The sequence below is a fragment of the Polaromonas sp. P1_G4 genome, assembly GCF_056405475.1.
In genome coordinates, this window is sequence record NZ_JBFUCA010000094.1 from 1 (window position 1) to 11204 (window position 11204).

The 11204-nt window shown below is 62.0% G+C and carries 11 protein-coding genes; 1 reads left to right on the plus strand and 10 read right to left on the minus strand.

Annotated features, from left to right (window positions below; genetic code table 11):
• The 6 genes from AC1D1X_RS06915 to AC1D1X_RS06940 form a co-directional block, all read right to left on the minus strand.
• Positions 1-715: zinc-ribbon domain-containing protein (locus AC1D1X_RS06915; RefSeq protein WP_477698032.1), on the minus strand; the 715-nt coding region annotated here is incomplete at its 3' end.
• A gap of 71 nt (positions 716-786) precedes the next feature.
• The gene (prmA, locus tag AC1D1X_RS06920) at positions 787-1677 is read right to left on the minus strand and encodes a 50S ribosomal protein L11 methyltransferase (RefSeq protein ID WP_477668374.1); all 891 of its coding nucleotides are present in this window, start codon (positions 1675-1677) and stop codon (positions 787-789) included.
• A 155-nt stretch (positions 1678-1832) separates the two neighbouring features.
• On the minus strand, positions 1833-3182 hold the full coding sequence (accC, locus tag AC1D1X_RS06925; RefSeq protein WP_477698033.1) for an acetyl-CoA carboxylase biotin carboxylase subunit: 1350 nt from the start codon (positions 3180-3182) through the stop codon (positions 1833-1835).
• Between the two features lie 41 nt (positions 3183-3223).
• Positions 3224-3679 (minus strand): acetyl-CoA carboxylase biotin carboxyl carrier protein, encoded by a 456-nt coding sequence (gene accB / locus AC1D1X_RS06930; RefSeq protein WP_477668375.1) that lies wholly within the window; start codon positions 3677-3679, stop codon positions 3224-3226.
• Between the two features lie 345 nt (positions 3680-4024).
• On the minus strand, positions 4025-4582 hold the full coding sequence (locus AC1D1X_RS06935) for a TlpA disulfide reductase family protein (protein WP_477668376.1): 558 nt from the start codon (positions 4580-4582) through the stop codon (positions 4025-4027).
• Entirely contained in the window at positions 4579-5190 is a 612-nt protein-coding gene (locus AC1D1X_RS06940; protein ID WP_477668377.1) for a hypothetical protein, read from the minus strand. The genes AC1D1X_RS06935 and AC1D1X_RS06940 overlap by 4 nt, the downstream gene beginning before the upstream one ends.
• A 274-nt stretch (positions 5191-5464) precedes the next feature.
• On the opposite strand from AC1D1X_RS06940, the gene mpl reads away from it, so the two are divergent.
• The gene (gene mpl / locus AC1D1X_RS06945; RefSeq protein ID WP_477698034.1) at positions 5465-6892 is read left to right on the plus strand and encodes a UDP-N-acetylmuramate:L-alanyl-gamma-D-glutamyl-meso-diaminopimelate ligase; all 1428 of its coding nucleotides are present in this window, start codon (positions 5465-5467) and stop codon (positions 6890-6892) included.
• Positions 6893-7005: 113 nt separating this feature from the next.
• On the opposite strand, the gene AC1D1X_RS06950 is transcribed toward mpl, so the two are convergent.
• The 4 genes from AC1D1X_RS06950 to tldD form a co-directional block, all read right to left on the minus strand.
• Positions 7006-7317: a hypothetical protein gene (locus tag AC1D1X_RS06950; RefSeq protein ID WP_477668379.1), complete on the minus strand. Its 312-nt coding sequence runs from the start codon at positions 7315-7317 to the stop codon at positions 7006-7008.
• 78 nt (positions 7318-7395) lie between these two features.
• On the minus strand, positions 7396-8520 hold the full coding sequence (locus tag AC1D1X_RS06955) for a 3-deoxy-7-phosphoheptulonate synthase (protein ID WP_477668380.1): 1125 nt from the start codon (positions 8518-8520) through the stop codon (positions 7396-7398).
• Between the two features lie 229 nt (positions 8521-8749).
• Positions 8750-9451, minus strand: coding sequence for a hypothetical protein (locus tag AC1D1X_RS06960; protein ID WP_477668381.1), 702 nt, complete (start codon positions 9449-9451; stop codon positions 8750-8752).
• Positions 9452-9459: 8 nt separating this feature from the next.
• A complete protein-coding gene (tldD, locus tag AC1D1X_RS06965; RefSeq protein WP_477668382.1) occupies positions 9460-10983 on the minus strand; it encodes a metalloprotease TldD in 1524 nt (507 codons plus the stop codon).
• Positions 10984-11204 lie beyond the last annotated feature (221 nt).

The window sequence follows — 11204 nt, forward strand, 5'->3', positions numbered from 1 at the left end:
GCGCCGGCACGAGCCGGGGCTCCAGGGCGGCCAGCGTGTCCCTTTGCTGGACAGCCCACTGCAAGACCAGCACGGCCAGCAGCAGCAGGGATAACAAGGCCATGGTCCACCGGGTCAGCGGCCGTTTCCAGAACGCCTTGCGCCTGGCCTCCCGCACAAAAGACACATCGTGCTCCACGCGCGAATCCGGCATGCCGGAGTCCACGTCCGAAAAGGCAAAACTGGAATCATCGTCGACCGCCGGGCGCACCATCACCGGCCGGCGGGCTGGCGGCTCATCCGGCAACACGCTATCAGGCAGTTCCAGCGGATCCTGCTGGCGTTCCTGTTGGGCCCGCTTCCAGCGTACAGGGTCAAAATCAGCCGCACTGTCCTGCGCATCGGCAGGGCCAGTGCCGGAAGGCCTTAGCGGCACCCGGTCGGCAAATGACCTGGCCGGCGCCCATTCCTGTGATTCCGCAGCAGCGGCAACAGCCACGACTGGCGGCGCCGGCGCAGAAGGGACAAATTCCGGCAGCGGCATGGGTTCGGTGTCCCCGACCGCAAACGGTACGGCGGGCACGGGCGATGCCATGTCACGCGGCAGCAGATGCGCGGACGCATCAAAGACTTCAGCGCAATGCCCGCATCGCACCCAGCCCTGTGAGACTTTGAGTTGGTCGGTCACGACTTTGAACATCGTGCCGCATGCGGGGCAGCGCGTAATCAGGCTCATTTAGCGCTGTATTGTAGGGGGCTCACCCCCGCTGACGGCCTGAAAACCGCCATGCGCGGGATTGGGCCGGCTCAGAAGCCGGCGGTCATCAAGATCCAGCCTTCTTGCGCATCGTGCACAGTGAGCTGGCAATAGGGAGCGTAGGCTTCCTTGAGTTCCTCCGCCTGGCGATCCAGAATGCCGGCCAACACGAGATGGCCGCCCTTTTCGACATGCGCGCACAGCAGCGGCGCCAGCACCTTGAGCGGCGTGGCGAGGATGTTGGCCAGCACGATCTGGTATTTGCCAGACGCCTTCTCCGGAAGCCCAGCATTGAGCACCACATGGTTGGCTTCGGCATTGGCGCGCGTCGACTCCACGGCAGCCGGGTCGATGTCGACGGCATCGATTTCGGTCGCGCCGAACTTCGCCGCACCAATGGCCAGGATGCCGGAACCGCAGCCGTAATCCAGGACACGGCCGAGGTTGTTGCCTGCAGCGCCCTGACCAGCCACCCATCGAAGGCACATGCGCGTGGTCGGATGGGTGCCGGTGCCGAAGGCCAAGCCTGGATCCAGGCGAATCACCTGTTTGGCCTCGGCAGGCGGCTCATGCCAGGTCGGCACGATCCAGAATTCGGGGGTGATATCGACCGGCGCGAACTGCGACTGCGTGAGCCGCACCCAGTCTTGTTCCGGCACAGGCTGAACAGCCACCACGCTGCAGGCTGCAAAGAAGTCCTGGGCAGCCAGCACGCCCGCCGCATCGCGCGCCAGAGTTTCAGTGGCAAACAGCGAGACGATTCGCGAACGCTCCCAGCCAGCCCTGGGCGGTGGCATATCGGGTTCACCGAACAAAGCCTGCTCAGCCGGCGTCTGCGCATCGGCGTCTTCCACCGACACACTGAGCGCGTCGAGCGCGTCGAGCGCCTCGCTAAGGGTTTCGACTTCGTCGACAGGAGCCAGCAGGATCAGTTCAAACATCGTTCATCACCAGTTGTACGCCGAGGCGACAGGTATTCAATTCAAGCCGGGGCCGCGGGACTGGCTTTGCCAGACCGCAGGCGCGGCGGCCCCCTCGGGGGGCAGGAAGCTACACGAAGTGAGCGATCGTGGGGGCCACATCCACCGTGGGGGCTTTATCTCTCTCGTTTGGAGAGCCACTCTTCAAGGTAGTGGATATTGGTACCGCCGTCCATGAACTTGGCGTCCACCATCAGTTCGCGGTGCAACGGGATGTTGGTGTTGATGCCTTCCACCACGGTTTCGGCCAGCGCCGTGCTCATGCGGGCCAGCGCCTGCTCACGCGTATCACCGTGAACAATGATCTTGCCGATCATCGAGTCATAGTTGGGCGGCACAAAGTAGTTGGCATAAATATGCGAGTCCACCCGCACGCCCGGTCCGCCCGGCGTGTGCCAGGTCGTGATACGGCCCGGCGAAGGGACAAACTTGTAGGGATCTTCCGCGTTGATGCGGCATTCAATCGAATGGCCTTTGAGCTGGATGTCGCGCTGGGCAAAAGGCAGCTTTTCACCGGCCGCCACCATGATCTGGGTGCGCACGATGTCCACGCCGGTGATCCATTCGGTGACCGGATGCTCGACCTGGACACGCGTGTTCATCTCGATGAAGTAGAACTCGCCGTTTTCGTAGAGAAACTCAAAGGTGCCCGCGCCACGGTAGCCGATCTTTTTGACGGCGGCGACGCAGCGCTCACCAATGCGCTCGATCAGCTTGCGCGGAATCCCGGGCGCCGGCGCTTCTTCGATGACTTTCTGGTGGCGGCGCTGCATGGAACAGTCGCGTTCACCCAGCCAGACCGCATTCTTGTGCTGGTCCGCCAGAATCTGGATTTCGATGTGCCGCGGGTTCTGCAGGAATTTCTCCATGTAGACCTCGGGGTTGCCGAAAGCCGCGCCGGCTTCGRCCTTGGTGGTCTGCACCGCGTGCAGCAGGGCTGCCTCGGTATGCACCACGCGCATGCCGCGCCCGCCGCCACCGCCGGCCGCCTTGATGATGACGGGATAGCCGACCTGCTTGGCAGTGCGCTTGATGACGACCGGGTCATCGGGCAAGGCGCCTTCGGAGCCAGGTACACAGGGCACACCGGCCTTGATCATGGTCTGCTTGGCCGAGACCTTGTCGCCCATGATGCGGATTGATTCCGGCGTGGGGCCAATGAACTTGAAGCCGCTTTTTTCCACGCGCTCGGCGAAGTCGGCGTTTTCGCTCAGGAAACCATATCCGGGGTGGATGGCTTCAGCATCCGTCACCTCGGCTGCCGAGATGATGGCGGGCATGTTGAGGTAGCTGTCTTTGGAAGGCGCCGGGCCGATGCAGACCGACTCGTCGGCCAGCTTGATGTATTTGGCCTCGCGGTCGGCTTCGGAATAGACCATCACGGCCTTCACGCCGAGTTCGCGGCAGGCGCGCTGGATGCGCAGGGCAATCTCACCCCTGTTGGCGATCAGTATTTTCTTGAACATGCGTCGGTAAGCCTGGTTTGGAAAGGAGGCAAGGCGCCCGCTTACTCAATGATGAAGAGGGGTTGGCCGTATTCGACAGCCTGGCCGTTTTCCGAAAGAATCTTGGTGACAGTGCCCGATTTGTCGGCTTCGATCTCGTTGAGGATCTTCATGGCCTCAATGATGCAGATGGTTTCGCCTTCCTTGATGACGCTGCCCACTTCGACAAAAGGCTTGGCGCCGGGGCTGGCAGAGCGGTAGAAAGTGCCCACCATGGGCGACTTGACGGCATGCCCGGCGGGGGCTGCGGGCGCCGCCTCGGCGATCGGTGCGGCAGGCGCGCCGGCCGCAGGCGCCGCTGCGGGAGCTGCTACCATGGCAACCGGCTGCTGCATCACCAGGGGGGCGCCGCTGGATTTGACAATACGCACCTTGCCTTCGGCTTCAGTGATCTCCAGCTCGGAGACGTTGGACTCTGAGACGAGGTCGATCAGGGTCTTGAGTTTTCTTAAATCCATAGGTTCTCTCCAACGACGGTAGATGCTGGCGCGGGATCTCGGCGCAGCTTTTTTGACTGAAAGGCTGGAAACGGCAGGCACTTGACGCGGCCACCGATCTTCCTTCTTTTTTCACTTACTTTCTGCTTTTACGCTTTAAAGCGCTTATCAGTTAATTACTGCGGGGACGAGCCAGGCGGCTTACCCCGGGAAAGCGCAGAGTGTACATCAAGCCGGAGGCCATTCCCAACCGTCTGGCGGCTGGCTGCTCCGCCTCAAAAACCCCGCGGAAGATACCGTTAGAGGCTGTTCCCGGCTGTTACCGAAGGTTTCGATGCAGCACGGCCCATCAGCAATGCCTTGCGCCTAATTGAGCTTGGCCCAGAGCGCCAGGTCTTCCGGCAGGACCTTGCCGATCTTGCGGTGAAGCAGTTCACCCGAGGCGCTGAACACCGCGGTAAAAGGCAAACTGCCGGCGATATTGCCCAGTGACTTGCTGAGCTCCGTTCCACCCAGGCCGGCCATGCCGACCGGGAAATGCAGCGGTCTGGTTTGCAGCCAGGTTCGCACCGCGCTGGGCTGATCGACAGCCAAACCCAGCACTTGCAGGTTTTTATCGCGATTTTCCTGATAGAAGTAATCCAATAAAGGCAATTCCTCTACGCAGGGCGGGCACCAGGTGGCCCAGAAATTCACCAACAGCAGCTTCCCGCGAAAGCTGCTCAAGGACAGGTTCTTGCCGTCGGGCGTGTCGAAGTTCAGGCTCCAGAATGCGTCGGTCGCACTGCCAGATGGGCTGCCGGGAGTAGGCGCCACCACCTTTTCATCCACTGCATGGGGCTGGAATTTCCACCAGGCGACGCCTGCACCCGCCAGGCCGGCCAAGGCGGCGGCGCCGCCATAAAGCATGTTTCTGCGATTCACGTGTTTGAAGTTCCGGTTTGGGGGGAGAGCAATTTTTGCACGGCAGCCAGGTCGCCCCGCGGGGTCCGGCCTTTGACGTCGGGCCGCAGGGCACCGCGCAGGTCGTCGTGGTCATAGACCATCAGGTGCACGCCCACCGTCTCATTCAAAGGTTTGCACACACTTCGCAGGCTGAGCGCTTCCACGCTGTCGCCGGTAAAGCCGGTCACGGTACGCGGCTCGTAGTCCACATTGTGCTCAATCAGGGCAATCTCGGCTGATTTGGGGTCATCGCAGAACAGCTGGATGTAAATGTCGGACAGCCGGGTGGCCGTGCCGTGCCAGACGGCGCCGCCCAGGTAGGGCCGAAATTGCACCAGCCGCTCCATCCAGACCAGCGCCAGTTCACGCAGGGCCGCCAGCTCGGCGGGCTGGGTGTCGGCACAGAAAAGTGCGATGTATTCGCGGACGGCGTCTTCCAGCTCGTCATTGCCCGGCAGCTCGGTACGGGCCGGCAAGGCCATCTGTTTGACGGCGCGGCGTTTGGCCGGACCATATTCCAGCCCTTCTTCCACCACCAGCGCTGCGGCCGTGGCGGCGATTTCGGATTTAAGGGTATGAGGTGTCAAGATCGGCTGGCTTCGGCCAGGAAAGGCCAAAATCGAAGGTCAATGGGTGATGCGGATCAATGATGCGGGTGTGGGCGAAGCGATTGTGCCTTGGGTTGGGTTCCCGCCAGACGCTAAAGTTCACCCCAGCCCACGGCACACCCGACCGCTATGAAATCAATAGCTGGTTGCGCTTATCCATATTGGCCGGGAGGCACTTTTTCCTTGAATTTTCGCCTGGCCACCGGATCCAGGCGTGTGAGGCCCGCGGATAGCCCTGCCTAGAATACAGGCCATGCACATACATATTCTGGGAATCTGCGGCACCTTCATGGGAGGCCTGGCCGCCCTGGCGCGGGAAGCAGGGCACAAAGTGACAGGCTGCGACACCGGCGTCTACCCGCCCATGAGCGACCAGCTGCGCGGTTTGGGGATTGAGCTGATCGAGGGCTWCGGCGCCGACCAGMTGGCCTTTGAGCCCGACGTGTTCGTGGTCGGCAACGTGGTGTCCCGTGCCCGGCTTGCCGATGGCAGCGCCAAATACCCGCTCATGGAAGCCATCCTGAACAGCGGCAAGCCTTATACCAGCGGCCCGCAATGGCTCTCGGGCCATGTGCTCCACCACCCGACCCACCACCCGACCGGGCCACGCCATGTGCTGGCAGTGGCTGGCACGCATGGCAAAACCACCACCACGGCCATGCTGGCCTGGATTCTCGAAGCTGCCGGGCTGAAGCCGGGTTTCCTGGTCGGCGGCGTGCCGCTGAACTTCGGCGTGTCGGCCCGGCTGGGCGAAGGCAATACCTTTGTCATCGAGGCCGACGAATACGACACCGCCTTTTTCGACAAGCGCAGCAAGTTCGTGCACTACCGCCCGCGCACGGCCATCCTGAACAACCTCGAGTTCGACCACGCCGACATTTTTGACGATCTGGCGGCCATCGAACGGCAGTTTCACCATCTGGTGCGCACCATCCCTTCGCAAGGCCGCGTGGTCGTCAATGCCGCCGAAGCCAGCCTGCAGCGCGTGCTGGCCCAGGGCTGCTGGAGTGAGCAACTGCTCTTCGGCAGCGGCCTGCTGAACAAGAGCGGCTTCATGGCCCACGGCGAACCGCACGACTTTCATGTGCTCAAGGCCGGCGAGGCCGTGGCCCATGTGCAGTGGGGCATCAGCGGCGTGCACAACCAGCTCAATGCGCTGGCCGCCATCGCGGCGGCTGAGCACGTCGGTGTGGCGCCCGAAGCCGCGGCCCGGGCGCTGGCGGAGTTCCAGAACGTCAAGCGCCGCATGGAAGTACGCGGCGTGATCCCGCGCAAAGACGGCGACATCACCGTGTATGACGACTTCGCCCACCACCCCACCGCCATCCATACCACGGTGGACGGCCTGCGCCGCCAGCTGCAAAGCGCAGGCCGGGGCAGCGAACGCATCCTTGCCATCTTCGAGCCGCGCAGCAACACCATGAAGCTGGGCGCCATGACGGCCCAGTTGCCCTGGAGCCTGGAGCAGGCCGATCTGGCGTTTTGCCACGCCGGCGGACTGGACTGGGATGCGCGCGCCGCGCTCGCGCCCATGGGGGATCGCGCGCAGGTGGCCGGCACCATTGACCAGCTGATCGAGCAGGTGCTGGCCGCAGCGCGGCCGGGCGACCACTTGCTGTGCATGAGCAACGGCGGGTTTGGCGGGATTCACGCGAAACTGCTGCAGGCGCTGAAAGCGTGACGGCGAGAATGCCGTGAGCTGAAATCTGTCTTGCTATCAATTTAGCAGCAATCAGCGCATGATTGGCACTGGCTAGAGGCCTGAATTGCTTAAGAAAATCGAGGCGTGGGGACCTAGAAGCTGATGCTTAATGTTGTGACATCTACATGCACAACCGGCTTGCCCAGCGCCGCGCTCGACGCCCGGGCAAATTCCTGAGCCCACTTGGCTTCGGCAAACTTCACCGGCCCAGCCGCCTGGGCCACCACCACCACCTTGTCGGCGGTCAGCAATTTGCCCGTGGGCCGCAGCGGCTCACAGCCCATTTGCGTGAACTGGTCGTCCAGCCACCAACGCGCCACATCGTGCGGCATGGGCTGCACTTCGTTGAGGTCCAGCCGCACCGGCGGGCTGTCCTTGAAGGTCACACTGACTTCGCTGCGCATGATGGGCTCCTGATCGGGGGTTCATGGTCGGCGACTTGCGGGCCTGGTGGCTATTCGCACAAACCCGCGTGGCAGACCTTACTTCTTGGCCCGGCGTGCCTGCACAGCGGTCGAAAGGATTTCCAGCACGTCCAGCGAGTCGTTCCAGCCCAGGCAGGCGTCGGTGATGCTTTTGCCGTATTCCAGCGCTTTGGAGTCGTCCTTGCCAGGGGTGAATTTTTGCGCGCCGGCAGTGAGGTGGCTTTCCACCATCAGGCCGAACACATGGCGCGAGCCGCCTGCCACCTGGCCTGCAATGTCGCGCGCCACTTCGACCTGCTTTTCATGCTGCTTGGAGCTGTTGGCGTGGCTGCAATCCACCATCAGCGTGGCCGGCAGCTTGGAGGCTTCGAGCTCCTTGCAGGCCGCCGCGACGCTGGCCGCGTCGTAGTTGGGCGCCTTGCCGCCGCGCAAAATCACGTGGCAGTCTTTGTTGCCGTTGGTCTGCACAATGGCGACCTGGCCGTTTTTGTGCACCGACAGGAAATGGTGGCCGCGCGCCGCCGCCTGGATGGCGTCGGTCGCGATGCGGATGTTGCCGTCAGTGCCGTTCTTGAAGCCGATGGGCGCCGAGAGGCCCGAAGCCAGTTCACGGTGCACCTGGCTTTCGGTGGTGCGCGCACCGATGGCGCCCCAGGAGATCAGGTCGCCGATGTACTGCGGTGAGATCACGTCGAGGAACTCGCTGCCGGCAGGAAGGCCCAGGCGGTTGATGTCGATCAGCAGCTGGCGCGCGATGCGCAGGCCTTCGTCGATGCGGAAGGTTTCGTCCAGGTACGGGTCGTTGATCAGGCCCTTCCAGCCGACGGTAGTACGCGGTTTTTCGAAGTAGACGCGCATCACGATTTCCAGCGTGCCTTCGTACTTCTTGCGCTGTTCGACGAGTTTGCGGGCATAGTCCAGCGCAGCCATCGGGTCGTGGATGGAGCACGGCCCGACGACGACAAGCAGGCGGTCATCCTTGCCCTGGATGATGTTGTGGATGCTTTTGCGGGTTTTGCTGATCAGCGTCTCGACGGCGGTGCCGCGGATCGGGAAAAAGCGGATGAGATGCTCGGGAGGGGGTAACACGGTGATGTCCTTGATGCGTTCGTCGTCGGTCTGGCTGGTCTTTTCGACGCTCGCATACCAGCTGTCGCTGGCGGAGGTGGCTTTGGCATTCATCGCAGGTTTCCTTTTCTAGATGTCGGTCAATTCGGGGCAGTACACACAATTAAAACGGGCAAAAAAAAACCGCCGGAGGTCCGGCGGTTTTTGGAGAATCGGTGCGTTTTATCGGGTCACGCGTTGATCTCTCTACCGCCGGAAGCGCTTGAGAACCAAAAGTAACCAAAATAAAACTTGGCGGAATTCATAAGCTGAAATGTAGCACAGCTCAAGTTGAGCTATCAACTCACGACAATTTTTGAAGGATTTGCCAGGGAATATCCACGTTGGGGTTAATTGGTTTTCTCTTGGGGTCGGAGGCCAACACATCCCTGAATACTTTATAGCCGGTGGCATAGGGCACAAAAATCCAGAAGTCTTTCTGTCCTCCTACGCTCAATGGCGTGCCATAGCCGGGCATCTCTGAGCCATCCATCACAAGCTGTGCTACATATTTGCGCTCGCCTATCGCAAGAGTGCCGCGATCAAAACACCAACGCGCTCCTTTCGCGTCCTGAAAACATTGCTTCCCAAATATCCGTCCCAGCAATGCATCACTTAAAACAGTCTCACCTATATCGCCAATCCGAATGTATTGAAGCCTCTGGCGCTTGGGATCGTCTTTGGAATAAGCCCAGAGTTTGTCCCCCGAAGCGTTCAAGCAAGCGTTTGAAGCCGCTTCGTGCCATGAAGAAAGCGTCGGCTCACCGGTTTTATCAATCCATAGCGTGGGATAACCATTCATGGGACTGTTTTTACTGGTCACCTCGCTCCAATTTTTTTTGAGGACAAGCTCGTCCCAAAGCTGCTTGGCAACATAGGAGCCGCTGATTTTTTTCAACCTGCCACCGCTATCGCAAGCAGGCTCAGCCCGCACCAACGGCATGCCGCAATAAGTTGCTACGACCCAAACCCCCAAAAAAAAAGCGCACCTGCCCACGATTTCCACCTACAGACTCAGGCCGTCCCGCCCACGGTCAGGCCGTCGATGCGCAGCGTCGGCTGGCCCACGCCCACTGGCACGCTCTGGCCTTCCTTGCCGCAGGTGCCCACGCCGCTGTCGAGCTGCATGTCGTTGCCCATCATGGTGACGCGGGTCAAGGCGTCGGGGCCGTTGCCGACAATCGTCGCCCCCTTGACGGGGTAAAGAATCTTGCCGTTTTCGACCCAGAAGGCTTCGCTGGCCGAAAACACGAACTTGCCCGAAGTGATGTCGACCTGGCCGCCGCCGAAGTTGGTGGCGTATAGACCCTTCTTGATGCTGGCCACGATTTCTTCGGGCTGCTTGTCGCCGCCCAGCATGTAGGTGTTGGTCATGCGGGGCATGGGCACATGGGCATAGCTCTCACGCCGGCCGTTGCCGGTGGGCTTGACCTTCATCAGGCGCGCGTTGAGCGAGTCCTGGATGTAGCCCTTCAAGATGCCGTCTTCAATCAGCACGTTGCGCTGGCTGGCGTTGCCTTCGTCGTCCACGTTGAGCGAGCCGCGGCGGTCGGCAATCGTGCCGTCGTCCAGCACCGTTACGCCCTTGGCTGCCACGCGCTGGCCGATCTTGCCGGAAAACGCGCTGGAGCCCTTGCGGTTGAAGTCGCCTTCCAGGCCGTGRCCGATGGCCTCATGCAGCAAAATGCCGGGCCAACCCGAGCCCAGCACCACTGTCATTTCGCCGGCCGGCGCGGGGCGCGCATCGAGATTGGTCAGTGCGGCTTTCACCGCGTCGTTCACGTATTCGGCGATCTGCGCATCGTCAAAATAAGCCAGGCCAAAACGCCCGCCACCGCCGCCCGAGCCGACTTCACGACGGCCTTTCTGCTCGGCAATGACCGTCACGCTCAGACGCACCAGCGGTCGCACGTCGGCGGCGAGCGTGCCGTCGGCGCGCGCGACCATCACCACGTCGTATTCACTGGCCAGGCCCGCCATCACCTGCACGATGCGCGGATCCTTGGCTTTGGCGAGTTTTTCGACTTTCTCGAGCAACTGGACCTTGGCGGTGCTGTCCAGCGTGGCGATCGGGTCCAGGCCCTGGTAGAGCGAACGGCTGCCGGCCACCTTCCGGGCGGGCGTCTTGACGCGGGCAGCCTTGCCGCCCGCAGAAATGCTGCGCACCGTGCGCGCCGCATCCAGCAGCGACGCCTCGGAAATGTCATCGGAGTAGGCAAAGGCGGTCTTTTCGCCACTGACAGCGCGCACGCCCACGCCCTGATCGATGCTGAAAGAGCCGGTCTTCACGATGCCCTCTTCCAGGCTCCAGCCTTCGCTGCGGGTGTACTGGAAGTAGAGATCGGCATCATCGGCGCCGTGGGAGGTAATTTCGCCCAGCGCGCGGCTCAGATGCGCCTGCGTGAGGCCGAAAGGCGCCAGCAGCAGCTTTTCGGCAATCGCCAGCCGTCCGGATGTGGACTCCGTGGTCGGCCGCGCAGCGGACGAGACAGTGGATTTGTTGGCGGTGGAAGCGGGCGTGGAGCGAAGGAAGGTCATGCGGCCATTGTAGGCAGTCTGCCCTGCCCCGTCAGGGCCTGTGCACAGGCCGGTACGAGGCCCAGGGCTTTGCCCGCCGAGTTCCGGCCGTCGCAAGGCAAGTCGCGGTCATGATGCCTTGCGCGGGCCCTCGGTGAACTCAGGCAATTAGCGGCTGGTAACGCATTGACAGCGCTTCGCGCACCTGCTCCAGGGGTTGACGCCAGTCCCCAGCCTCGGCC